The organism is Halomonas alkaliantarctica (genome assembly GCF_029854215.1).
Classification (GTDB): domain Bacteria; phylum Pseudomonadota; class Gammaproteobacteria; order Pseudomonadales; family Halomonadaceae; genus Vreelandella; species Vreelandella alkaliantarctica_A.
The window spans coordinates 3035528-3059018 of sequence record NZ_CP122961.1; the positions used below are offsets into that span (position 1 = coordinate 3035528).

Here is a 23491-nt window from a genome sequence, read left to right on the forward strand (position 1 = left end):
AGCTAAGGGTAACTTTGATCCAAGGCTGCTTCCAACGCCAGCCGCAGGGGGCGCCCGTGGTCGCGCGGCCCAAAGCGGGCAATCACCTTGCCATCACGGCCCACCAGAAACTTGGTAAAATTCCACTTGATCAGTTGTGTGCCCAGCACGCCAGGCGCCTCACGCTTGAGCAGAACAAACAGTGGATGGGCACCACTACCATTGACATTGACCTTTTCCAGTAGCGGAAAGCTGACGCCAAACTGCTGTTCGCCAAATTGGCAAAACGCTTGAGCGCTCTCCGGCGATTGACGGCCAAACTGGTTGCACGGGAAACCGAGCACGGTGAAGCCACGATCCCGGTAGCGCTGAAACAGGGTTTCAAGCTCGCTTAGCTGCGGGGTAAAACCACACTGGCTGGCAACGTTAACCACCAGCAGCACTTGGCCGCGCAGCGCCCGCAAGTTAAACGGCAGCCCTTGGTGGGTATAGCAATCTTGGTCATAAATTTGCATTAATCAGCCCCACGAAACCCCAAACGGCATAGTATCACCATGCCACGGCTATGCTTTTTACACCAGCGGTCCCGCGACCACACGAAGCGCCAGCGCAATTAGCAGTAAGCCGGTGATGCGGTTAATCCAGTGGGCACGCCGTTGCAGCCAGGGTAGAATCTGCGAGTGGGAAAGCACCACCGCGACCAGGACGTACCAGCCCCCGTCAATAATCATCGCCGTTAACACAATGATAGCCTTGGCCAACCCACTCATCTCCGGGGTTACAAACTGGCTCAGTAGCGCGACAAAAAATAGGATCAGCTTCGGGTTGCCTAACGCCACTAACACGCCCTCTTTGGCTGCTTGCCCGCGGCTAGTGATAATCGCATTAGGCTCTAAGGCACCGGCTTTCCCGGCGCGCAGCGCTTTAACCCCCAGCCACGCCAAGTAAGCCGCACCGCACCAGGTAATCAGTTGAAACAGTAGCGGAAAACTGGCGATTAAAGCGCCAAGCCCCCAAACGGTCAGTAGCGCATAAAAGCCCACTCCAAAGGCATGGAAGATGGCTGCAGTCACCCCCATAAAACGCCCGCCGCCTAACGTATGGCGCAGCACCAGTGCCAAACTCGGCCCCGGCGACATAGCACCCATGGCACAAATCGCGGCGAGTGATAGCCAGAGTGTCAACGGCATGCCTGTTTCTCCTTGAAGAGTCGATATCACGGTGTGTGGGCTGACGGCCAGTATACGCTAAGCCAAGCAACACTTCGGTAAGTGCCTTAAATAACGCTGTTAGCATGGTACGCTGTTGGGTAAAATTTCTTCTTTTCGCTCTATGCGACTCTTCGCACTTTTTTCACTCTTTTAGATACACACGCCCCACCGCTCAATGCGTGGGGCATATAGAAGACATAAGTCTAGAAAACCTAGGACTTGAAAACATAGGACGGCAACATGGGCAGGGCTTTTCAGAACCGTAAGGAATCCATGGCCAAAACGGCCGATGCAAAGACCAAGGTCTACAGCAAATATGGACGCGAGATTTACGTTTGCGCTAAAGCGGGCGGCACCGACCCCAATGGCAACTTGGCGCTGCGCGGCTTAATGGAGCGGGCCAAGAAAGACCAGGTACCCTCTCACGTTATTGATAAAGCACTCGACAAAGCCAGCGGCGCCGGTGGTGAAGACTTCTCCGCCGCGCGCTACGAAGGCTTCGGCCCTGGCAATGTGATGGTGATTGTCGACTGTTTAACCGACAACCCCAACCGCACCTTTGGCGATGTACGTGGCTGCTTCACCAAAACCAAGAGCAAAATTGGTACCCCCGGCAGCGTCAGTCACATGTTCGACCACTGCGCTATCTTCTCTTTCGCCGGAAGCGATGAAGAGGCCGTGCTGGAAGCGCTGATGGAAGCCGATGTGGATGTCACCGACATTGAGCAAGAGGGCGAGCGCATCACCGTTTTCGCCCCGCATACCGACTACGCCAAAGCCAAACAAGCGCTGCTGGATGCGTTCGGCGAGATTGACTTTGAGGCTGACGAGATCCAATTCCTGCCGCAAACCACTACTCCGGTTGAAGGCGACGACGTGGCGATGTTTGAAAAATTCCTCGCCATGCTCAATGAGCTGGACGATGTACAAAACGTCTATCACAGCGGTGAATTACCCGAAGAGAGTGATAGCTAATCATTACCTCTTGAGTAAGCTGATCCCACCGCGTTGCGGGTATCCAAGGCCGCATCCGGTGGCAACATCGCTGACTGCACACCCGCAGCACTCAATACTTTTTTGCCGCGTAAAGTGAGGTCGGTAATAAACAGAAACTGCTGACGGGGATCCACCGGATAGGCGCGTATGCGGTAGTGGGTGCCCCAGGGTTTCTCCTCAGCGACCACAATGATCGGCTGGTCGAATTTTAGGTAGGCACTGGTAAGCGCTACGTCACGCAGCGCTTTACGTACCCAGCCTGCCTCGTGTTCAGGGTGTAGATAAAAGCTCGCCACGCACTGCAGGCTGGTACCGCCGTTGTTGGCGTTATAAACGGCGTGATCCCACAGCTTTAAATGCGGCACATAAACCAAATCATCGTCAGGTGTTTGGATGTCGACGGTGCGTAAGCCAACGTGCTTGACCTCGCCGTAGGTATCTTCGATTTGTACCCAATCGCCGGGCCGATACGGCAGCTCTACCGCTGAAACAACGCCCGCTATCAGGCTGCTCACGTAATCTTTCATGGCAAAGCCAATGGCCAATCCCAGCGCGCCCATCAGGGTCACCATGTTACGGAGCGACGGCTCAATAATAGTGGGGACGATGATGGCGAGTGCAGTGATCAATATCAGCAAGCGCGTTATCGGCACCAGGGCAAAAATACGAAAACGTACTTGGCCATGCATTCGGTTGCCGATCCAGTTCAGCCCCCGCTGGCTGACAATAATCAGCACAATGGTCGCTAGCAAAACTAGGCCCAAGGTAATCAGTGCCTGGCTATCGATATCGTTAAACAGTCGCGCGTACTTCTTTTGTTCTTCCATGGGTTGCCCTCCACGGGCCTGTCACTTATAGCGTCCTAGAGCGGATCGACTAGATAATTACGCGACTCTAATAACTGACGAACACTCGCGTAGCTTAACGGTGCGATCTGCCAACGCCCTTCGCAGCTTGAAACAATGCCTTTACGCTGCAGGGCTAAACGGGCATTCAGTGCTTCATGGTGTGAGAAAGGCAGCACTTCTCCTAAAGAGTGGTCATCCAGACCGCCATGAACCAATAACGCATGCAGCACCAGCGTGGCAACATCTCCGGTATCAACGGCAAGTTCCGCCTCGGCGAGAGCATCCACCAGCCACAGCTCATCTTCACCCTCTGCTTTTGGCTCACGCAGCCGCTCGCGCCAGTAGTGCCAAGCAAGGCCAATATGACCGCGGCAGTTGGCCGCTAAGCGCTGGAGCTCTTTATTCGGGGCTTTATCGTTTTGCTTAAATGGTGAGTCAGGTAGTACCTCTTTACCTGTTCGCGTGCTGTAAACACTCGGGGGCTGGCCCTTATGGGTCGCAATTTGTGCAAAATAGCGCGACAGCTGCTCACCTTCCATGGATTGAAGGGTAAACACCGGCACGCCATCAATACCGATAACACGTTGAAGAAAGGCATAGGTCCAGCTATCACAGCCAATCACACCCTGCCCCAAGCGACCACTTAAGGCGCGCTCAAGAAACTCTCGAATGCCCTGAATACCCTGGGTGTGGCGCAAAAAATAGCGTTCCAGGGCTGGCACTGCCCATTCGCGTTGATTGACACACTGCTCTACCCACTCTGTGTCTCCCTCGGCGAGCTCGCTAAGTGTGGGCGGCGCTAAGCAAGTGATATGGTGCTTTTCAGCCCAATGGGTTACCACCGAGGCATGGCCGCTGTAGGGCGTGGTAATAAAGAAAGTAACTGGCGCGTCCTGGCCTTCTAGCTGATGTGCTAACGCTGTTGCGGCGGGCGCCCAATCGATGGGAGGTACTAAATGCGCTAGCCTAACCTCAGGTAGTGCCCGTAACTCACTCTCGTCTTTTACTTGCTGCTCAGCGTCGTTTTTGCCCCCCAGCCACGACGAGACCGAGCGTAGCGAACGCCGCCACTGGCTTGCCTGGGTCTGCTCGGGGGTATGAAAGTGTTCAAGCTCAACGACCGCCCAAAGCGGCGTGTTGGCTGATGATGACTGCTCCCCCATGACATTGCCCCTATGGCTAGCGATAAGCGCTCACTTTAACACGGTGTGCCCAGCTTCTACTCTCATAGGCGAACTTATGGTCTAAAATAAAGTCTTTATAGACAGTAGTTAGCGCACATAACGGACTATTATTTTATTGCCAAAGCAATGGCAAAAGCTAAAGGAGAAAGCGATGAGTGTTGTCCATGTTAGCGAAGCAGAGTTGCACGCCAAGCTCGAGAAGTGCATTGCCGGTGAGCGGCTACTGATTGAGCATGAGGGCAATCGCTTTAGCGCCAGAATCCAGCATGTGGGACTAATGGGCGTAAAGGTGATTCCTGAATCGGAGATCAAGAACAGTCACAAAACGCCAGGAGATGTCGAAGGCGTCACTGTTCCCTACGACGAGATATTAGAGCTTGAAGTGAAGGGTGTGGTCTACAGCCGCTTGCCTGAGTAGTACTCTTGCACGCCCTGCAACCAGGACAAGGCGTGCAAACTGCCTTTTATTTTGCTGCTAAGGTGTTAGAACGTCAGGCAGATTTTGCCGAAGTGCTGGCCAGATTCCTGATGGCGGAAAGCGTCGGCGATCTCGGTAAGCGGAAATTCACGGTCAATGATCGGGTGCATATCGAATGTTTCCAGCGCACGGATCATCTCGATCTGCTGGCGACGACTGCCCACAATCAAGCCCTTCAAGTTCGCCTGTTTGGCCATTAACTTGGCCGTCGGCAACTCACCCTCACGCCCAGTGAGGATACCAATCAAGGCGATATGCCCACCGATTTTGATCGCATCAAAGGATTGCGGCAGCGTACCTGGCCCGCCGACTTCGACGATATGATCAACGCCTTCGCCGTTGGTCAGCTCTTTAACCCGCTTACCCCAATCAGGCGTCTCTTTATAGTTGATGGTGTGCTCTGCACCCATCTCACGCAGCCGCGCCAGCTTTTCATTCGATGAAGACGTAGCGATTACCCGCGCGCCCATCAAACGAGCAAACTGCAGGGCAAAAATGGATACCCCTCCGGTGCCCAGCACCAGCACGCTGTCGCCCGCTTTAATGCCACCATCGACGACCAGTGCCCGCCAAGCGGTTAAGCCAGCGGTGGTTAAAGTAGCGGATTCCGCGTGGCTGTAGCCCTTGGGCTGATGGGTAAACCACTCAACCGGGCGCACCACCTGTTCACGAGCGTAGCCATCCACGCCGTCACCCGGCGTAGTGCGAAAATCGCCCACTCTGGCCGGGCCTTCCAGCCAGTGCGGGAAGAATGTCGAAACCACGTGGTCGCCCACCGCAAATTCGCTAACACCTTCGCCGACGGCTTCGACAACGCCCGCGCCGTCCGACATGGGAATCCGTCCATCGTCGGCAGGAATCATCCCGGCGACCACGGCATAGTCATGGAAATTCAAGGAACTTGCATGCAGGCGTACTTTAATTTCACCTGGGCCAGGCTCGCCTGGGGCCGCTAGCTCAACGACCTCTAGCTTGTCTAAACCGCCGGGCTCTCTAAGCTGAATGGCTTGCATCACTGCCTCCTATTGAACGCACATCGTTAAAAAACGACTGGTCTATTTTGAGGTGAGGGCACTTTCCTCAAGATCAAGGTCGTGGCCTAAAAAACCACCCGACTGCCGCTGCCACAGGCTGGCATAGATACCCCCTTTTGCCAGTAACTCCTGATGCGTGCCGGTTTCGACGATGCGCCCTTCATCCACCACAATCAGTCGGTCGAGCATGGCGATGGTGGAGAGTCGGTGGGCGATAGCAATCACCGTTTTACCTTCCATCAGCGTATCTAGCTGCTCTTGAATAGCGGCTTCCACTTCGGAGTCCAGCGCAGAGGTGGCCTCGTCCAACACCAGAATCGGCGCATTTTTTAGCAGCACCCGAGCAATCGCGATCCGCTGACGTTGGCCACCTGACAACTTAACGCCACGCTCACCGACGAGGGCATCCAATCCGCGACGCCCTTTCGGATCGACCAGCTCGTCGATAAAGGTATCCGCATGGGCGCGACACACCGCGCTCCAAACGTCTTCCTCACTGGCATGAGGGCTACCGTAACGGATGTTGTCGCGCAGCGAACGGTGTAGCAGTGAGGTGTCCTGGGTGACCATGCCAATCTGGTGGCGCAAGGAGGTCTGGGTAACCTCGGCAATGTTCTGCCCATCAATCAGAATACGCCCACCCTGCACGTCGTAAAAACGCAGCAGCAGGTTGGCAAGCGTCGATTTACCCGCCCCCGAGCGCCCTATCAAACCGATTTTCTCACCGGGGGCGATAGTTAAGTTCAAGCCATCAAACACGGTTTTGTTTTCGCCCTTGGCCTGCTCGTAACCAAACCGCATGGCGTCAAAACGAATTTCCCCTTGGGGCACTTCTAACGGCAGAGCGCCCGGGGCGTCACGCACGGTCGGATCCCGGGCAATGGTATTCATGCCATCCTGTACGGTGCCGATATTTTCAAACAGCCCGGCAACTTCCCACAATATCCAGTCGGACATAAAGCGGATACGCATGACCAGCGCAATGGCAATCGCCAGCACGCCCAACGAAATCGCCTCCGTGTACCAGGCGCTGATCGCCATGGCCGCCGTACCCACCAACAGTGCGGTGTTCAGCAGCGTCAGTCCCACGCTCATAATAGTCACCAAGCGCATCTGGCGATGCACTGTGACCATAAAGCCTTCCATAGCGTCTTTTGCGTAGCGCTGCTCGCGCTCGGTGTCTGCAAAAAGCTTGATGGTTTGGATATTGCTGTAGCTGTCCACCACGCGCCCGGTCATCTGGGCACGGGCGTCTGCCTGGGCCATGGAAACGTCGCGCAAACGCGGCACGAAGTAGCGCATAATCGCCAGGTAGCCCACCAGCCACAGGCCCAGCGGAACCAGCAGCAATAGATCTGCACGGCCCAACAGGTAGGCTGCACCAGTGAAATAGACGATGGCGTAGACCAATAGATCCATCACTTTGGTGACGGTCTCGCGTATCGCCAGCGCCGTTTGCATCACCTTTTGCGACACCCGCCCGGCAAATTCGTCCTGATAAAACGCCAGGCTCTGGCTAAGCATATGGCGGTGGGATAACCAACGGCCGATCATCGGGTAGTTACCGAAAATACTCTGATGGGTGACCAGTGACTGCATGAGTACTAACAGCGGCAAACCGATCAGCAGCAATAGTCCCAGGCCAGCAAGCCACAGGCCGTTTTCAGCCCAAAAGCCTGCGCGTTCAACGTTGCCCAGCCAATCGACTAACTGCCCCATGTAACTGAAAAAAACCACTTCAGCCGCCGATACCAGCGCCGTGAACAGCGTCATTAGCAGCAACAGCGGCAGCATCGGACGGGAGAAGTGCGCAATAAACGGCATTAAGCCCTTAGGCGGCGTTTTAACCTCGCCTTCGGGGTAAGGGTTAACTCGCGTTTCGAAGTAACGAAATAGCGGCTGTAAAACACGCGATAGCATGAGGCTTCCTTACGTGACTGGCGGTGGTATTGACGGTCTTTACTTTTTTATAGGTGAGTGTGGAAGGTGTAGATGTCGTTAAAATGTCATTAAGAATTAGAGTGCCGCAGCAGCCAGCGCGCCCAAAAAGGCGCAATGATCATCAGCGTGACCATGCGCAGCAGATGGTGGAAGGCAACAAACACCGGATCGATATTGAGCGCGACGGCCAAAATAGCCATTTCGCCAATGCCTCCAGGTGCCAGCGCCAGCAGCGCCACGTCGCGACCTACCCCTAGCAGTTGGTGAATCAGCTCGGCAAATAGCGCTAGTACCGACAAGGCTAACAACGTCGCCACGCCGGACTGCCATAAATAGCGGCCAAAAAGCTTGCGCGTCATGCCCTGAAAGCGCGAACCGATGGCACTGCCCAGTACCCATAGCATAAGGTTCATTCCCCACTCCGGAAGAGCGAGACTGGCAATATCAATACCGGATAATAGAGCAGCCACTAGCAGTGGTGCCAGCAGTGCGGGACTGGGAATTCGCAGCCAGCGACCTAGCGGCAATAACAGCGGGATCAGCAGTAGCATCCAACCATGCTCCAAGCCGCTGTGCACAGGGCCGATCCCCTCTCCCCCGCCTTCATAGGCCCAAAATAGGGGCGGCAAAAAAAGAATGACTAAAATGATGCGTAGCGACTGGGCGACCGCAATGCGCTGTGGATCACCGCCGCACTTTTCACCCAGCAGGATCATCGCCGTCATGGCTCCAGGAGAAGCGCCAAACCAAGCACTGACCGGGTCAAAACCACAGCTTCGATACCAGGCAGCGGCGACGGCGGTAGACGCTGCCACCCCCAGCAGTAATAACGCAGCGGAAACAGGCCAATCCAGTACGCGGTGCGCCAACTGCGGTGTCACCTGGCTACCCAGCACCATGCCCATCACCGCTAGAAATACATTACGCAGCGGTTCAGGTACTGCGACCTTCACGCCCTGTGAAGAAGCCAGCAGATTGGCAATCAAAGGACCTAGCATCCAGGCGAGGGGTAAACCGGTCAAGTGAAACAGCGTGCCGCCCACGACGCCAATGGCTAACGATGTTAATAGCGCTTTTGCACTCCCTGCCGACACTCTCTTTATCCTGCCCCCCACGCGTGCTCCTCGCCTTAGCCGTGTTGTTGAGTGGCAGTACTGCTAATAACAGAACCGTCGACAACCGTTAACATGCTAAGAATATCGACTTACGACGCTTATGGCTATCGACCGGGGCTACCTGTCCGGGCTTATTTGCCAGTGCTTTCGGCCGGGGCTTATCGACCAGGGTTTATCGAAAGAACTGTTCAGTAAGGCTGCGGAATTTCGCCATCGTCATCATCATCGCGCATGCGCGCCTGGCGTTCCGCCTCTTCCTCTTTGGCATCGTCGATCACTTCCATCAGCTCATCGACGTTAGCAATATGGGTGTCGGCATCGAAGTGGCCAGTGAGCTTACTGTCCGGATGTAGTTCGCCGGTTTCATACAGCGCCCACATCTCTTTGCCGTACTGGGTATCAAGAAGCGCGGGCGCGTACTTACCGAAATAGTCGCGCATGTTATCCACATCGCGGTACAGCATCGCGGCGGCGCTGTTATTACCCGCTGCATCGACTGCCTGAGGCAAATCGATAATCACCGGGCCAGAGGCATCGACCAGCACGTTAAATTCCGACAGATCGCCGTGAATCAAACCCGCACACAGCATACGTACCACGTCTTGAATGACTTTGGCGTAGTAGGTCTCGGCTTGCTCTGGCGTGAGTGTGACTTCGTCCAAGCGCGGCGCGACGTTGCCTTCGGCGTCGCTGATCATCTCCATCAACAGTACGCCGTCCACAAAGCCATGGGGCTCAGGTACCCGCACACCCGCCGAGGCAAGACGGTAGAGCGCGTCGACTTCGGCATTCAGCCATGCCTGCTCCTGCTCTTTCTGGCCGTAACGAGTCTTTTTAGCCATCGCCCTTGAGCGGCGGCTATTGCGCTCTTTACGTCCCTCTTGATACTGAACGGCCTGTTTAAAGCTGCGCTGTTTGGCCTCTTTAAATACTTTGGCACAGCGCACTTCTTCACCGCAGCGCACCACGTAGACCTGCGCTTCCTTGCCACTCATTAACTGCACCAACACCTCGTCGATCATTCCATCATCGACCAGGGGCTGTAATCGCTTAGGGATTTTCATGGTTAGCTGCGTCGGCTCCTCTTTGGTACGCGTTCAATAACGGATACGGCGAACACGGAAAGCACGCCCTTTTAATTTATCACGCTCGAGTTTGGCCTGAGCCTGTTGGATCACATCGCGCTCAACGGCCACATAGGCACTGCGTGCAAGCACTTTGATTTTACCCACTTGATCGCCGCGCAAGCCGCCTTCACTGGTCAGCGCGCCAAGAATGTCGCCGGGACGCAGTTTATCTTTTTTGCCACCGGCTAACTGCAGCGTCGCCATTAACGGCTCGAACGGCACCGAGTGCTGCGGTTTAGGCAGGGGCTCAGTTTTAATCGCCTGCTCCAGCAATCCTTCCAGCCGCTCCAGCCGATAACTCTCTTTAGGGGTTACCAGTGTGCAGGCAATGCCACTGGCTCCGGCACGCCCGGTGCGACCTACCCGGTGCACGTGAACATCAAGCTCGCGGGCAATTTGGTAGTTAAACACGGCGTCCAGTTGGGCAATATCCAGCCCGCGGGCGGCAACGTCCGTGGCCACCAGAATAGACGCACTCTGGTTAGAGAACAGGATCAGAATGCGATCACGGTCTTTCTGCTCTAAATCGCCATTGAGCGCCACAGCGCTAAAACCAGCATCGGTCAGTTGCTCAGCCACTGCCTGAGTTTCGCGCTTGGTGTTGCAGAATACCACGCTGGTTGCGGGCCGATAGACCAGCAGCAGTTGGCGCAGGGCGTCAAAGCGCGCCTCTTCATTGGCGACGCTATAGAAGTACTGTTGAATCGTCGTGGCGTCGTGTACCTCGGCGATTTTCACCATTACCGGCTCACGCATGACGCCGCGGGTCATCTCGGTTAGACCGCCCGATGACTGCTCGTCCGGGAAAGTCGCGCTGAACAGCAGCGTTTGGCGGTCAGTTGGGGTTTCGGCAATGATGTCATCAATGGTTGCCTGAAAGCCCATATCCAGCATGCGATCCGCTTCATCCAGCACCAGCATGGCGAGGGATTCCAGCGTCAGCGAGCCTTTGCGCAAGTGCTCGTCAATACGCCCCGGTGTCCCCACGACAATGTGCGCGCCGTGCTCTAAAGAGCCGAGCTGCGGGCCAAAGGGTGCACCGCCGCAGAGAGTCAGTATTTTCACATTGGCCATGCCACGGGCCAAGCGGCGCAGCTCTTCAGCCACCTGGTCAGCGAGCTCCCGGGTGGGGCACAGCACCAAGCCTTGCACCGCAAAGCTCTCGACTCTCAATTTAGCCAGCAGTGCCAAACCAAACGCCGCCGTTTTGCCTGAACCGGTTTTTGCCTGCGCCAGCACATCGCGCCCGGCCAGCATCGGCGGCAGGCTCTCTGCCTGCACCGGCGACATTTCGTGGTAGCCAAGGGACGCAAGGTTGCTCAGTAGTGCTTTTGGCAACGCTAACGAGGAGAAAGAGGAGTCAGACACGATATTACCTTGCTTGGGCCACAGGTAGGTGACCATCGGAAAAACAGCGCGTGATACCTAAAGGGGTAGACGACACACGCAAATATTACCGCACCATACCAGAAAGTGCCTTGGGCTGCGCCGCCCTCACATCGACATCAGGTTGCCAGGGGCACAAAAGTAGCCTGACTAAGCGTGGCTAGATCCCCTGGCGCTAGTTCGATTTCAAGCCCGCGGCGTCCGGCGCTCACATAGATACTGGCGAAATTTTTGGCAGAGTGATCAATAAAAGTGGCCAAGCACTTTTTCTGACCCAATGGGCTAACACCTCCCAGCACATACCCGGTAGTACGCTCTACTTCCAACGGTTCCGCCATGGTCGCTTTCTTCGCACCGGCGGCTTTTGCGATCTGCTTTAATCCCAGCTGGCCATTCACCGGCACAATACCCACCGCCAGTTGTTTACCATCCAACTTGACCACTAAGGTTTTAAATACCTGCTCCACCGCGACGCCTAGTTTTTCAGCTGCCTCCAATCCATAGGATTGAGCGGTGGCGTCGTGATTGTACTCATGGATCTGAAAAGCAATGCCTGCATGTTTTGCACTATTGATAGCCGGTGTCATGGCGTTCTCTTGGTTAATAGCATTGATACGATGACTTTAATGAATGGCAAACTGTGCCCAGTAGGTTAATAGCGCGGCAGGCAAATGGAAGTCAACCGGTGACGGAACATGAATATTAGCGCGCGACAAATGGAAAGCAGAGCGCCAGCGACTATGCTTAAAAATGCATTGCTCAATAGTGCAGTCGGTAAACGGAAGCTAAATGAAAGGAGTTCAACAATGCCTTCAACCTCCAAAGCGCAACAGAAAGCGGCGGGTGCGGCACTATCCGCTAAGCGCGGAGAAACCAAGCCCAGTGAACTTTATGGTTCGTCAAAAGAGATGTATGACTCCATGAGCGAGGAGGAGCTAGAAGATTTCGCGAGTACAAAGCGCAAAGGCAAACCGGAAAAGAAACAGGATTAACCATCCTCTTTTTATAAAACCGCCAGCTTCGATAAGCTGGCGGTTTTGGCTTTACTAACGACTACTGCTTGCAAGGCACCACTTTACGCAGGGTGTCTTTTGCCCATAACGTCTGGCCATCCGGTGAACGGCCATGCTCATTCCAGCGTTCGGCAGTTTCCAGGCAGAACGATCCAGCGCTTTCAACGCTTGCATCGCGGTTAGCCGGGCGCTCGCCGCCAATCCGCATAACATCAGGATTGTCGGAGGTATAGTTTGGCGCAATGGTAGAACTTGCACAGCCAGCGACCAGTGCGGTCAGTAGCAGTACGGGTAAACAGCGGCGCAATGGCATGTTTTTACAACCCTCAACGTAGCACTATTAAGCCGACACCTATTGTCGGTAGCGCTAAATAGCACTGCTTCCAACTGAACGTCAATGTTTTTTCAACCAGCTCAGCCGGCGACTAAGGTAAGGCTAGTAACAGGGCGCAGGTTTAGCCGCTTACAGCGCCTCTCGACGCTGTCCATAATCTCTTGAGCGTCGTCGAACTGCTGCTTGTCCAACTGGATATCCACCATCAGGAAGCTGCCCACCTGGGCTAGGCGCACATCGTCGGAGGTGACATCAAAGTCGGCGACATCCTCCACTACATCGCGACGCACACTGCTGCATGAGCCGCCGAACATAAGCTCACGTAGCGCCCCTTTTACCATGCGAATCGGCATGGGTAAGAAGTAGCCCGCGATAATGAGCACCATCACCGGATCGGCAAAGCGCGCATAGCTGGCCCAGGGCGACTGGGTTAGCAGCCAGGTCAGCCCAAACCCCAACATAACGGCAGCACTCAGCCAGGTATCCATCTGCCACTGACGTAGCTCGGCGGCCAACAGCGAGGAGCGCGCCACCCGGGCGTAGCGCGCCAGCCACCACCAGGTTAATAAACAGCCCGTTACGTTGACCACGCCAAACATCAGCGCCAAATCCAGCGTGACCAGCCGCCCGCCATCGAGCAGGCTCCATAGCGCGGAGACCAATGACACGATACACACCATCGCGATCACTACGCCTTTGAGCAGCACTGCAAGCGGCTCTACCGTCAGCCGCCCAAAGGGATAGTGATCATCCGCAGGCTTACGCGCCTGCTGAAGTGCAAACAGAGATAGCGACGCCAGTACAAGGCTCAACAGCGAGTAGCCGCTGTCAAAAAGAATCGTTATTGAACCGCTGGTCAGCCCTAGCGCTAACCCGGTAAACGCAAATAGGCTAGCAGAAATGGCTGAAAATCTTAGCGCACGGCGCTCGGCAACAAAGGGGGTCACGCGGATAACTCCATAACATTTGACGAATTGTGCGCCATAATAGTGAAGAGTTATGACAATCACGAATCGCTCAGCGCCAAGTTAACTGGCGCTCAAAGCGCAAAACGAGGCGACTATGCGTGCAGAACAGGTACAGGCCTTTATCGATGTCACCGAGCATGGCTCCTTTGCCGCCGCTGCACGACATACCGGCCTTAAACGGAGCACGCTGAGTGCCGCCGTTAATGCGCTAGAAGATAGTCTGGGCGTGGCGCTATTTGAGCGTTCGGGCAATAGCCTATCGCTTACCGCCGTAGGCGATAGCGTGCTCCCCGACTGCTACCGCCTGTTGACCAGCGCCAGCCGAATCAAGAAACACTGCCACCAGCACTTGCAGGGCGTGGAAAGCCAACTCGGCATTGCCCGTGATGATGCCTTGCCAGAGGTGTTTTGGCGTCAGGTGATGCATGATTTAAAACAGCAGTTTCCGCTAACCGCGATTTCGGTGTACTTGGTGCCACCCCAGGAACATACCCAGTTTGTGCAGCGCCAAACGGTGGATATTGCCTTTGGCCTGTATACCGCCGAAGGTATTGACGCCAACGCGACCAATCTTGCTCCCGTCAGTATGCGTTTAGTGGCCGCACCCCATCACCCACTAAGCCGACTCCCCAGCGTTAACCGCGACGACTTGGCCCAGTACACCCAAGTGTGTTTGACCCACGTGCAGGATGACAAGCTGATCAGCGAAGCGCTGTTTTCAGGTAATTATTTGGGTTTAACCATGTTTGAAGTGATTCGCGACGCCGTCATCAACGCCACCGGCTGGGCGCTGCTGCCTTACCCGCTGGTTAAAGGCGCCCTGGGGGCTGGCACGCTCTGCACGCTAAATCATGATCTAGCCTTGGATAGCCACTATTATCGCTACGTGGAGAGCGATAACCGCGGCGTGGTAGCGACCGCCTTATTAAACAAAGTGACGCACTTCTTAGCTTCCCAGAACTGATACCCATTACTAAACCAGAACTAATACCCAGAGCTAACTGACACATCGTTGAAATATTTTTTGTGGCGAAAAACACAAAAGCCTTCCACGCTATTAAAAAGTGCTAAATAAGGAGACGCCAGGACACGCCACGTGAGGAACACAGGCAAGTGTCATCCAGACGTCATACGCACCTGCCAGTGTCGAAGTTGCCGTCAACCAAGGAGTGATTCCAACGATGGTACGACTCGATAAGAAAGCCACTCGGCTGTATGTGTTGGACACCAATGTCCTCATTCATGACCCCACCGCGCTCTACCACTTTGATGAGCACGACGTCGTTATCCCTATGACTGTCCTGGAGGAACTTGATAAGCACAAAAATGGTGTACGTGAAATTGCCCGCACGGCCCGCCAAATCAGCCGTACGCTCTCCGACCTTACCAGCCAAGTCACCTTTGATGAGATCCAACGTGGTATTCCGATTCCGCGGCTCAGCGGCGACACGGGTCGCCTGCACTTTTTATGCTACAACGATTTAAAGCTTTTTGACGCCCTCGACGATAGCCCCGATAACCGCATACTGGCGGAGACCTGCCGCCTTCGCGAAGAACGTCCCGACGCCTCGGTCATCCTGATTACCAAAGATATCAACCTACGCGTTAAAGCCGCCGCGCTGAAAGTGCCTGTTGAGGATTACCTCAACGACCGCGCCTTTTCCGACAGCGACGCCATGATTGAAGGCGCCCAGGTCTACGCCTCTGCCGGCCAGAATGGCGCCTCCCTATGGGAAGCGTTGAATGTCGACGTAACCGTTGAGCGCCTGGATAACCACACTTTCTACCAACTCACCGGCACCATGCCCCGTCACTGGCACGTGGGCATGCTGGTCTCAGATAGCGAAAATGGGGCGGAGTTCGAAGCGATCATTCGTGAACTGGGCCCCTCTTCGGCTCGTCTTCAACTGCTGACGAACTACCGCCACCACGCGGGTGTTTGGGGCGTTCACGCCCACGACAGTCGGCAAAACTTCACCCTCAACCTACTCATGGACCCCGACATTGATCTGGTCACCATTGCAGGCAATGCCGGTACGGGTAAAACCTTTATGACCCTCGCCGCCGCCTTTCAACAGACGCTGGATGCCAAGCTGTTTGAGCGTATTGTGTTTACCCGCGCGCCGATTCCCATGGGGGAAGACATTGGCTTTCTACCCGGCACCGAGGAGGAGAAGATGTCACCGTGGATGGGTGCCTTTCACGACAACATGGATAACCTGCTGCGCAACGAGGAGGGAGAATCAAGCTGGGATAACGGCGCCACGCGGCAGTTGATTGGCTCACGGGTGCAAATCCGCTCGCCAAGTTTTATGCGCGGCCGCACCCTAAACGACACCTTTCTAATCATTGATGAGGCGCAAAACTTCACCCCCAAACAGCTTAAATCGCTGGTCACTCGGGCGGGGCGCAATACCAAAATTGTCTGTCTGGGTAACGTCGGGCAGATCGATACGCCCTATCTCACTGCCAATACCTGCGGCATGGCTGCGGTGGTGGAACGCTTCCGTGATTGGCCCCACGCCGGGCATATCACCCTGAAAAGCGTTGAGCGTTCGCGGTTGGCCCTGGCGGCGGAAGAGCTGCTTTAAGCCTGTTGTTTGAAACCTATTGTTTTAAACCTGTTGTTTGAAACCAATCATCTCCCACCGCTGGTGGGAGATGATTCTCCGCACTCAAGTATCGTTACTGTCCTCAATGTCCTTCCACGGCCGGGGGGCACCAATGGTGTCCGCGGCAAATGCCTCGCGTTCCCCTAACGGGCGCACCTCGCCAATGGTGGTGTCGGAGAAGGTTTGGCGCTCCATCTCACAGTTGACTTCCGCACCAAACAGCACCACAAAGGCGGAGAGCCAGAACCAGATCATGAGCGCCACCACCGCCCCCAACGAGCCGTATAGCTCACTAAACATGGAGAAGTAGCGCACGTAGAGCGAAAGCCCGCCGGAGCCTAACAGCCACATCACCGTCGCCAGCAGCGTGCCATAACTCAACCAACTCCACTGGGCCGAACGACGATAAGGCGCGTAGCGGTAGAGCAGCGCAATTAACATGCTCATTACCAACAGCAAAGCAGGCCAGCGTAGCCACTGCAGAATCTGATTCAGCGGCGGATCAATCGCTAAGGAGTTGACGACTACCGGCACAATGGCGATAAACGCCAGCGAGATCAGCGTCATAAAAATCAAGCCAAAGGTTAGTGCGACCAATACCGTACTGCGATGTAGCAGGCTGCGCTTTTCGGTTTCGCCGTACACCACGTTAAGGCCGATGACCAGCACCGCCACCCCTTTGGAAGCGATAAACATCGCAATCAACAACCCGGCTAAGGCGCCAAGAAAGCTTCCTGATTTAGCACTTTCCACCACCTTCTGCGCCTGCTGATCAATCAGTTTGGCGGCATCCGGCGGCATAAAGCGGCTGATTTCATTCAGTTGCTGACCGGCTTCATAAGGGTCAAAAAGTAACCCCCAGAGGGAAATGACCGCGGCGATGGTAGGAAACAGCGCCAGCAAGGCGTAGAACGCCACCCCGGCGGCCAGCATGGTTAGGCGGTTACGACGAGCAGCACGCACTACCCGCCAGATAATATCGTGCCAACCCCGCTGGGGAATATCACTCGGTACCTGCGCGCGGCGACCGCGCGGGAGCTTACCCACAGCAGGCCCCAGACAAGCACAGTCCACACAGTCGTTTCATCGCTGACCTTCCCACATCATTAGCGCCGCAAGCAGCAAGGCAAGTACCATCATCAAACCACTGGCATGGTGACGCAACCAGGACTCTGACGACAAGAGGCGAGTTAAATGGCCCATCAACGTCTCTTCAGCTTTTTGCGCGTTTTCCACGCTCGTCGCTTTAATTTGGGCACAGTAGTGCCCAAACAGTCGTATTGGCACCAATGCAGCGCTGACCATGTCTGCGTAGAGCCACCATAGATCACCCGCGGGAAGGGATTTACCCTTAAGCGGGCGCGTTAATAGCCAGCCCACCGCGGCGAAAAGTACCCCCACCGGAAATGGCCACATAATCCCGAGCCACTCTTTAAGCGGCGGCATCTCGATACTGCCAGCAGGGAGGGGAAGCCAAAGTGGCGTCAACAGCGCTGCCGCGACGGCAACTAACCAAGCGCCCCACTGCTCTGGGTTACTGCCGCCCTTATGGCGCTGCTGCCACTGACGCCATAAAGCAACGCTTACCAGTGCCGCGGTGCCAACAGCCGCCCAACTGAGCAGTTTGATCAACGATTCATGATGCATTTCGTAGAGTGGGCTCTTCACGCCCCACTTACTGATCATGCCCGCGCCAATGGCACCCGACAATGAGATACCCGGCAGTGCCAGCAAAGCCCACACTAATGGTAACGGCCACCGGGGTAGATGCTCGCTGATACTGGTACCCAAAAACAGTGAACCTTTAGCCAGCGCGTGATGGGCGGCAAACAGTACCAGGCCCGGCCACAGCAATGGCCATACATCTGGCGAAACTAATCCCATGGCCACCAAAGCGGTCATCATGCCCATCTGGCTGATACTGGAGTAGGCTAAAACGGCTTTAGGGTGGCGCTGAAAAACGCCATACAGCGCGGCGCCAAAGGCTGCCGCCAGCCCCGCGATTAACATGAGGTTGCCAAACTGGGCCAAAGAGGCAGACATTTGCTCATCACCTAACGGCAGCACACTGATCCAGCCCAGTAGCCCCGCCTTAATCATCGCCCCGCTAAGCACCGCGCTGGCCGGGGCCGGTGCCACCGGGTGGGCTAACGGCAGCCATACGTGCAAGCCAATGACACCGGCTTTCACGCCAAAGCCCAAGCACAGCAAGGCGGCCATCCATGCGCCTTGCTCGGCAACTAAAATGCCTTCACGCACCCCTTTTAGCGTCAGCGTATTCGCCTCGCCGGCCGCCCATAGAAAACCACCTAAAATCAGCCCTTCACCCACCACGGCCAAAATCAAATAGGCCTTGGCCCCCAGCCGTGCTTCCTCAGAACCGCTATGCACTACTAAGGCGTAGGCGGCGAAGGTCATCAGCGCAAAGCCAAGATAAAAACTGGCGATATCCTGGGCAATAATCAGTAATACGTTACCGAGCAGTGTCAGCGGCCACAGCAGCGCCAAACGCAACAGGCGTCGCCCGGCGTCTTGATCACCGCCCTTGGCCTTCGCCTGCTCCGCGGCGAAATAGCCTCTGGCATGAAACGCTGACAGGCTCCAGAGCAACGCGGTAAACGCAAGCCAGGGGCGGCTTAGCGAGTTAAGCGCCCATTCGCCGCCCAGCATCCAGGCATCCATCGTCCACTGCGCTTCACCGCCGTAGGCTAGCAGCAGGGCGGGCCAAGCGGCGCTTAGCCATAGTGCTGAAAAATAGCCCTGCTGCGCAGCGGGAGTGCGGTAGGCGCTCCATAGCGTCCAACCGACGACGACCAGCGGCCAAAGTAGCGCCAGGGCAAGCAGCATGGTCATCATGGCAGATACTCCCCGTTGGCTACCCGCGCCGCCCAATCCAAGGGGCTAAACGGGAGACCGGCAAACAGCCCTGCCCCCAAACTCACCAAGGCGGTAAACACCATCGGTAACAGCAGCCAGCTATGGGTTTCAAAACGGCCTAAGCGCTGCTCTTTGGGCCAACTGCCTTTGCCATGCGCGGAGCCTGAACGGAACCATAAGCGGTGCACAATGGGCAAAAAGTAGATGGCGTTGAGAGTACTGCTCGCCACGAGCACGGCGACGACCCAGTACATCTCGGCTTGAATCGCGCCAACCCCCAGGTACCACTTGGTAATGAACCCCGCCACGGGAGGAAGGCCAATCATGCCAAAAGCGCCGATGGTAAACGCAATGCTGGTCAGCGGCATGCGCTTGCCTGCACCGTCCATTTCATCAATACGATGAATCCCCAGCTCCTCGGCATAGTTACCCGCACAGAAAAACAGCGTGACCTTCATTAGGCCCTGATGCAGCAAGTGCGCTAAAGCACCGACCGTGCCGAAAGGGCCAAACAGACCTATACCCAGAATGACGTAGGAGACCTGGCTAACGGTGGAAAACGCTAGGCGGGGTTTCAGCTCCTCTTGGGCAATGGCCCTTAACGAGCCATATATAATCGTAATCGAGGCCGCTACCGCTAGCGTGGTAATAACGCCGAGCTCCACGCTCAGTTCAATGCCAAACAGGTCATAAACGACCCTCAGAATCCCGAAAGCCCCCGCCTTCACCACCGCAACCGCGTGTAACAGCGCGCTCACCGGTGCGGGGGCCACCATCGCCCTAGGTAGCCACCCATGTAGCGGTACCATGGCCGTTTTTACCGCCAACCCACCCACTAGCAGGGCAAATATTAGCGTTAGCAGACCGCGATGATCGTTTAAATAGTCGCCCAAGCCCTCTTCAGAAGAGAACGATTGATCCCCGGTCAGGCTATACAGCAGCACGGTGCCCAGCAGCAGTACCACACCGGCGCTTAAGGTGTAGCGCAAATAGACGCGCCCGGCATTGAGCGCTTGCTTTGTACCGTTGTGAACCACCAAAGGATAGGTGGAGAGCGTCAACATTTCGTAGAAAATCAGGAAGGTAAACAGGTTATCGGCCAGCGCAATGCCGATCGTGCTCGCAACGCAGAGGCTAAAAAAGCCAAAAAAGCGCTTCCGATTGGCTGATCCTTCCAAGTAGCCAATGGCGTAGATGGTGGTGCATAGCCACAGTAGTGACGATAGCCCGGCGAACATCACCCCTAGGGCATCGCTGCGCAGTACGAAATCAACGCCACCGATCACTTGAAAGCTAAAAATATCCTCATGTCCCGCGGCTACCCGCCTAACCATAAGAATAACCAGAATGATCTTAACCACCGCAGCCGCTAGATTAATCGTCGTGCGCAGCCGGCGGGCATCTTCCGGCAACGCAAAGATAATCACCACCACCAGTAGTGAAGTAGCCAAAGCAGTCAGCGGTAACCAGGCGGCATTCATGGGCTACCTCCATGCATCAATTCCAGCGGGAAATGCGCCAACAGCCCTAGAGCGAATGCAATCAGAGCAAGCGTTAGTGCGATCAGATCCATGCCCGGCGCCAAGGGTTGATAACGATGCCGTGGTGCCGTCTCATCAAAGCAGTAGCGAAACATGCGGAATATATAAGCCGCAGTGAGTAGCGTACCGGTTAATAGCGCGGCCACTGCCCACCACTGCTGGGATAGCACCATCGCTTGTAGCAGTAGCCACTTGGCGGTAAACCCCGAACTGGGCGGCAGCCCCATCAGAGTGATGGAGGCAATGCCAAACACTAATAGTGAAAGCGGCAAACGGCGGCTGGTACCGGCCAGGCCTTTGAGCGTGCTCTCCCCAGTGGCCAGTATCAGGTTGCCTGCGGCCATAAACATGGCGGCTTTAGCAAAGGCATGGCCCATCAGTTGCAGCCAAAACCCTTCCCAAGCCAAAGCACGCGGCAGCGGCGCTATATCCGGCCCCAGCAGCAGCGGAAAAGCCACCATGAGGTACCCCAATTGGCCCACGGTAGAGGAAGCCACCAGAGTTTTAAGGGAATCGGTACGCCACGCCAGTAACCCACCCCATACAATCGCCAGCAGGCCTAGCCACGCGATAACACGCGGGGCGTAGAATGTATCGGGCAGCAGAATGCTCCATAGCAGCAGCAATATAAACAGCGACGCCTTAATCACCAGCGCCGCATGCAGCGCGCTCACCGGTGTCCAGGCATTCTCGTGGACAGGAGACAACCAGGCATGCAGCGGAAACAGCGCGGCTTTCAAAGCTAGCCCTGCGCCAATCAGCGCAGCAGCGAACCACGCCACCGGTCCAGGCTCTATCACCCCAGCCAAACCCTGTAAATCCAATCGGCCCCAGTGGCCTAAAATCAGCGCCACCCCAAGTAGATAGGTTAGCGAGCCCACCAGGGCCAACAGCAAGTAGCGCATCCCCGCCACTAGCGCGGGCACCTTCCCCGATAGCAGCAGCATGCCGACTGCCGCCAACCCCATCAGCTCCAGCCCGGCATAAAGGGTCAATAGATCGGTGGCCAGCCAGATTAACGACAGCGCGCTCAGCACAACGCCTATCAGTGGCCACAGCCAGCGTGCCAACGGCCCGGTTTCGTTTAAACGCAGATACCCTGGTGTATAGAGCGCTGCCGCAACGCCAATCACCTGGGTCATTAACAGCAACAGCACACTCAGCCCGTTTAGGCGCAGCGACAGATTAATATCGGCTATTTCCCACTGCCAGCGCAGTAGTCCCGCTTGGTCATAAGCCGATAGCATCATCAGCCCAGAGGCCAATATCGGCACACAGGCAAGCGCTACGGGCAATGCCCGCTTAGGAGGAAATAGTGCCGCCAGCATGCCCAACAGTAGTGGCAAGCCAAGCGCAGCTAACAGCGCCCAGTGAGTATAAAGAAGGGGTTCAAAGGTGCTATCGAAAAGGCCGAAGCGCCAAATCATATGGCGCTCTCCTCAGGTTTACCGTCACGCCCTAGGGCCTCGACCCCTTCCAGATGCAAAAGCTGCCTTATCAACAGTGCACCCAGCATCGTCCCCAGCCAGGCCACTAACACCCCCACACTAATTAACGCCTGGGCAGCCGCTGAGGTGCCCGCCACGCCAGCCAACAACATAAACACCGCAGAGCCGAGTAGATTAAACGCCAGCAGCCGACGCAGCAGATGCCGGTGTAGCGCAAATGCCCCCAAGGCACAGGCGGCGATCACCACGCCAGCAAGCAGCAGTGGATGCTCGGAAGGTGAATACGCCATGTCGGTCATGACAAAGCGAATCGCTGCACCGACCATCACGAACCAAGCCAGCGCCAACACCACCCGCATCATCACTCGCGACCAGGGCTCGCTAAATTTATCACGCTCTAGAGGTGAGGAGGCGCCGGGTAAAACGTGACCCAGGGCATAAAAAAAGCAGGGTCCGGTTAGGCCTACCCCTAGCACCAGCTCGACGGCTGCCAGCCAGGGAGCCCCGAGCTGCCACCAGGCGGCTGTCATTGCGGCCGCAAAGGTCACAAAAAAGTAGCAGGCGCGCACCAGGTGGCGATCAAACAGGCACACCAGCGCTGACGCCATGAGGCACAGCGCCAGCAGCACTTCTATTGCATCAAAGGAAGCTATCATTCGTTTTCGCTACATCCTTGCATCGGTCACGAATAGGCGCTTAGTTTAGGCGAGAACTCAGCCATTTGCCGATATCATTCACCTGCTGGGGACAGAGCGCATGGGCCATTGGGTATTGCCGGTAGTTGACCGCGTAGCCCATCTCTTTTAAGCGGTCGGCACCGCTGCGACCCAGGCTTTCAGGCACAATGGGGTCAAAGTTACCGTGCTGCACTTCTATAGGGATCTGACGATTGGCTTCCGCAAGGTCAATATTGTCTGCGGTCGCAAAGTAAGTCGACATGGCCAATAAGCCCCCTAGCGGCGCGGGGAAAGTCAGCGCGGCGTGGTAGGCCACAGCACCACCCTGCGAAAAACCTGCCACAATAATGCGTTGGCTATCGATGCCTTGGTCAATCTGCTCTTGAATCAGCGCTTGGATTCGCTCAGCGGATTTTTTGAGCTGGCGCTCATCAACCCGACGCCCCAAATCCATGGCCAAAATATCGTACCAGGCGGGCATTACCATACCGCCATTAATCGTCACCGGCAGGCGTGGCGCATGGGGCATGATAAAGCGCACGTGTGAATCTTTGGGCAGCGCTAATGCCGGTACCAAGGGTTCAAAATCGTGCCCATCCGCGCCTAAACCGTGGATAATAAACACACAGGCATCGGCGGGTTGACCATCTTTCGGCTCAATAATCAGTTCGCCAGGAGCAGTCATGACATCGTATTCCTTATTCAAAAGGGCCACCCTAGCG

General features: G+C 55.9%; 23 protein-coding genes. 5 read left to right on the forward strand and 18 right to left on the reverse strand.

The window, feature by feature from the left end:
• Positions 1-2: 2 nt before the first annotated feature.
• Both QEN58_RS13935 and QEN58_RS13940 read right to left on the reverse strand, forming a co-directional pair.
• Positions 3-494 carry a glutathione peroxidase gene (locus QEN58_RS13935; RefSeq protein WP_280104226.1) on the reverse strand — a complete coding sequence of 164 codons (492 nt, stop codon included), beginning with the start codon at positions 492-494 and terminating at the stop codon, positions 3-5.
• A gap of 57 nt (positions 495-551) precedes the next feature.
• Complete coding sequence (locus QEN58_RS13940) at positions 552-1169, reverse strand: LysE family translocator (RefSeq protein WP_280104227.1); 618 nt, start codon at positions 1167-1169, stop codon at positions 552-554.
• A gap of 261 nt (positions 1170-1430) precedes the next feature.
• Here QEN58_RS13940 and QEN58_RS13945 point away from each other — a divergent pair, with 261 nt between their 5' ends.
• A complete protein-coding gene (locus QEN58_RS13945; RefSeq protein ID WP_071693941.1) occupies positions 1431-2165 on the forward strand; it encodes a YebC/PmpR family DNA-binding transcriptional regulator in 735 nt (244 codons plus the stop codon).
• Here QEN58_RS13945 and QEN58_RS13950 read toward each other — a convergent pair.
• On the reverse strand, positions 2162-3013 hold the full coding sequence (locus QEN58_RS13950; RefSeq protein ID WP_280104228.1) for a mechanosensitive ion channel family protein: 852 nt from the start codon (positions 3011-3013) through the stop codon (positions 2162-2164). The genes QEN58_RS13945 and QEN58_RS13950 overlap by 4 nt on opposite strands.
• 35 nt (positions 3014-3048) lie before the next feature.
• The gene (locus tag QEN58_RS13955) at positions 3049-4197 is read right to left on the reverse strand and encodes a hypothetical protein (RefSeq protein ID WP_280104229.1); all 1149 of its coding nucleotides are present in this window, start codon (positions 4195-4197) and stop codon (positions 3049-3051) included.
• Positions 4198-4369: 172 nt separating this feature from the next.
• Between QEN58_RS13955 and QEN58_RS13960 the strand changes: the two genes are divergently transcribed.
• On the forward strand, positions 4370-4636 hold the full coding sequence (locus QEN58_RS13960; protein ID WP_280104230.1) for a hypothetical protein: 267 nt from the start codon (positions 4370-4372) through the stop codon (positions 4634-4636).
• A gap of 65 nt (positions 4637-4701) precedes the next feature.
• On the opposite strand, the gene QEN58_RS13965 is transcribed toward QEN58_RS13960, so the two are convergent.
• The 6 genes from QEN58_RS13965 to ybaK form a co-directional block, all read right to left on the reverse strand.
• Positions 4702-5709 carry a zinc-dependent alcohol dehydrogenase family protein gene (locus QEN58_RS13965; protein ID WP_280104231.1) on the reverse strand — a complete coding sequence of 336 codons (1008 nt, stop codon included), beginning with the start codon at positions 5707-5709 and terminating at the stop codon, positions 4702-4704.
• Between the two features lie 42 nt (positions 5710-5751).
• A complete protein-coding gene (locus tag QEN58_RS13970) occupies positions 5752-7650 on the reverse strand; it encodes an ABC transporter ATP-binding protein (RefSeq protein WP_280104232.1) in 1899 nt (632 codons plus the stop codon).
• 89 nt (positions 7651-7739) lie between these two features.
• Positions 7740-8765, reverse strand: a complete 1026-nt coding sequence (locus QEN58_RS13975; RefSeq protein WP_425270287.1) for an AbrB family transcriptional regulator — start codon at positions 8763-8765, stop codon at positions 7740-7742.
• A gap of 209 nt (positions 8766-8974) precedes the next feature.
• A complete protein-coding gene (locus tag QEN58_RS13980; RefSeq protein ID WP_280104233.1) occupies positions 8975-9850 on the reverse strand; it encodes a PA4780 family RIO1-like protein kinase in 876 nt (291 codons plus the stop codon).
• A gap of 33 nt (positions 9851-9883) precedes the next feature.
• Complete coding sequence (dbpA, locus tag QEN58_RS13985; RefSeq protein ID WP_280104234.1) at positions 9884-11317, reverse strand: ATP-dependent RNA helicase DbpA; 1434 nt, start codon at positions 11315-11317, stop codon at positions 9884-9886.
• A gap of 101 nt (positions 11318-11418) precedes the next feature.
• Positions 11419-11886, reverse strand: a complete 468-nt coding sequence (gene ybaK / locus QEN58_RS13990; protein WP_280104235.1) for a Cys-tRNA(Pro) deacylase — start codon at positions 11884-11886, stop codon at positions 11419-11421.
• A gap of 219 nt (positions 11887-12105) precedes the next feature.
• Here ybaK and QEN58_RS13995 point away from each other — a divergent pair, with 219 nt between their 5' ends.
• Positions 12106-12291 carry a DUF3008 family protein gene (locus tag QEN58_RS13995; protein ID WP_280104236.1) on the forward strand — a complete coding sequence of 62 codons (186 nt, stop codon included), beginning with the start codon at positions 12106-12108 and terminating at the stop codon, positions 12289-12291.
• Between the two features lie 61 nt (positions 12292-12352).
• On the opposite strand, the gene QEN58_RS14000 is transcribed toward QEN58_RS13995, so the two are convergent.
• Complete coding sequence (locus QEN58_RS14000) at positions 12353-12625, reverse strand: hypothetical protein (protein ID WP_280104237.1); 273 nt, start codon at positions 12623-12625, stop codon at positions 12353-12355.
• Positions 12626-12726: 101 nt separating this feature from the next.
• Positions 12727-13593 (reverse strand): cation diffusion facilitator family transporter, encoded by an 867-nt coding sequence (locus tag QEN58_RS14005; RefSeq protein ID WP_280104238.1) that lies wholly within the window; start codon positions 13591-13593, stop codon positions 12727-12729.
• Between the two features lie 115 nt (positions 13594-13708).
• On the opposite strand from QEN58_RS14005, the gene QEN58_RS14010 reads away from it, so the two are divergent.
• Positions 13709-14578, forward strand: coding sequence for a LysR family transcriptional regulator (locus QEN58_RS14010; protein WP_280104239.1), 870 nt, complete (start codon positions 13709-13711; stop codon positions 14576-14578).
• A gap of 217 nt (positions 14579-14795) precedes the next feature.
• On the forward strand, positions 14796-16205 hold the full coding sequence (locus tag QEN58_RS14015) for a PhoH family protein (RefSeq protein ID WP_280104240.1): 1410 nt from the start codon (positions 14796-14798) through the stop codon (positions 16203-16205).
• Positions 16206-16289: 84 nt separating this feature from the next.
• Here the strand turns inward: QEN58_RS14015 and QEN58_RS14020 are convergent, their stop codons facing one another.
• The 6 genes from QEN58_RS14020 to QEN58_RS14045 are packed head-to-tail and all read right to left on the reverse strand — an operon-like array spanning position 16290 to position 23454.
• Positions 16290-17273, reverse strand: a complete 984-nt coding sequence (locus QEN58_RS14020) for a YihY/virulence factor BrkB family protein (RefSeq protein WP_280104241.1) — start codon at positions 17271-17273, stop codon at positions 16290-16292.
• 36 nt (positions 17274-17309) lie between these two features.
• Positions 17310-19082: a proton-conducting transporter transmembrane domain-containing protein gene (locus QEN58_RS14025; RefSeq protein WP_280104242.1), complete on the reverse strand. Its 1773-nt coding sequence runs from the start codon at positions 19080-19082 to the stop codon at positions 17310-17312.
• Positions 19079-20584: a complex I subunit 5 family protein gene (locus QEN58_RS14030; protein WP_280104243.1), complete on the reverse strand. Its 1506-nt coding sequence runs from the start codon at positions 20582-20584 to the stop codon at positions 19079-19081. The genes QEN58_RS14025 and QEN58_RS14030 overlap by 4 nt, the downstream gene beginning before the upstream one ends.
• Positions 20581-22071, reverse strand: a complete 1491-nt coding sequence (locus tag QEN58_RS14035) for a complex I subunit 5 family protein (protein ID WP_280104244.1) — start codon at positions 22069-22071, stop codon at positions 20581-20583. Before QEN58_RS14035 ends, QEN58_RS14030 begins: the two co-directional genes overlap by 4 nt.
• Positions 22068-22748: a hypothetical protein gene (locus tag QEN58_RS14040; protein ID WP_280104245.1), complete on the reverse strand. Its 681-nt coding sequence runs from the start codon at positions 22746-22748 to the stop codon at positions 22068-22070. Before QEN58_RS14040 ends, QEN58_RS14035 begins: the two co-directional genes overlap by 4 nt.
• A 40-nt stretch (positions 22749-22788) precedes the next feature.
• Positions 22789-23454 (reverse strand): alpha/beta hydrolase, encoded by a 666-nt coding sequence (locus QEN58_RS14045; RefSeq protein ID WP_280104246.1) that lies wholly within the window; start codon positions 23452-23454, stop codon positions 22789-22791.
• Positions 23455-23491 lie beyond the last annotated feature (37 nt).